The sequence below is a fragment of the uncultured Serinicoccus sp. genome (assembly GCF_947500995.1).
Taxonomy (GTDB): Bacteria; Actinomycetota; Actinomycetes; order Actinomycetales; family Dermatophilaceae; genus Ornithinicoccus.
This window is the reverse complement of record NZ_CANMUA010000029.1, coordinates 1-729: the sequence shown is the minus strand read 5'-3', so window position 1 is coordinate 729 and position 729 is coordinate 1. Positions and strand designations below refer to the sequence as shown.

Genomic DNA, 729 nt, shown 5'->3' with positions numbered 1-729 from the left:
CTGGCACCCCTCTGTGTCAAGACGCCGCTGGCAGGGTCGTTCTAGGCTTTGTGGTGGCGGGTCCGGGAAGTGGCTTGTCCGAAGAGCCGGCAGCGGGTTGTGAGCCGGTCGCGCTGGAGTCAGAGTCGTCACCCCTTTGCCCTCCCGGGCCCGTCGTCGTGTGCCCGGCGAGGTCGTCGAGCATCGCCTTGTAGACCAGGTCGGACAGGCGCCGTTTGAGGCACCGCAGTGCTTCCATCGACGTCTTCCCCGCGGCTTTCTTCCGGTCGTAGTAGGCGCGGCCCTCGGTGGTTCTCGTGCGGAGCTGGACGATGGCCATGACGTGCAGCACCCGGTTGATCTGCCGGTTCCCGCCTCGGGAGAGGCGGTGGCGGACGTGCTCGCCGGAGGAGGCGTCGATGGGCGCGGTGCCGGTCCAGGACGCGAAGTGGTTGCGGTCGGGGAAGCGGGTGATGTCGCCGACCTCGACGAGGAGCCGCGCGGCGCCGGAGGGTCCGATGCCGTGCAGGTCCATCAGCGAGGACCCGGTCTCGGCGACGAGGGCTTTGAGCTCCTTGTCCGCGGCCTTGGTGCGCGCGTAGATCGTGGCCAGGTCAGCTGTCAGTTCCAGGGCGTGGGCCTTGCGGACCTTGCCCGCCGCGGTGGTGGGGCGGACCTTCTTCAGCAGCTCCTTGGCCTGGGCCGCGGACAGGAACGTCTTGGCTCCGCCGGGGATGAGCTCGAGCAGGA

Annotated in this window: 1 protein-coding gene; it reads right to left on the bottom strand. The window is 69.1% G+C overall.

Annotated features, from left to right (window positions below):
• Positions 1 to 16 precede the first annotated feature (16 nt).
• Positions 17 to 729: transposase (locus Q0967_RS17290; RefSeq protein WP_298753222.1), on the bottom strand; the 713-nt coding region annotated here is incomplete at its 5' end.